Source organism: Mameliella sp. CS4 (assembly GCF_019392335.1).
Classification (GTDB): Bacteria; Pseudomonadota; Alphaproteobacteria; order Rhodobacterales; family Rhodobacteraceae; genus Antarctobacter.
The window spans coordinates 1-251 of sequence record NZ_JAHXRQ010000235.1 but is presented as its reverse complement, the minus strand read 5'-3'; the positions used below and the strand labels follow the sequence as shown (position 1 = coordinate 251).

At 56.2% G+C, this 251-nt stretch carries 1 protein-coding gene; it reads left to right on the top strand.

The window, feature by feature from the left end; translation table 11 throughout:
• Positions 1-251, top strand: a 251-nt coding sequence (locus KZZ07_RS27220) for an HIT domain-containing protein (RefSeq protein WP_219520140.1), incomplete at both ends; no start/stop codon positions are given.

Here is a 251-nt window from a genome sequence, read left to right as displayed (position 1 = left end):
ATCGAGGGTATCAGTGAAGTGTTTCAACTGGATGTCGCAGATCAACAAACACTGTGGAAAGAAACGACGGCCTTGGCGCAACTGCTTAATGAAGGCTTCGTGGCCGACAAGATGAACATTGGCGCTTTGGGTAACGTTGTCAGCCAGCTGCATGTGCATGTGATCGTGCGCAAACGGGATGACGCTGCCTGGCCCGCACCGGTCTGGGGCAAACACCCGGCCCAGCCTTATACCGAGGAGCAAGTGGCGGC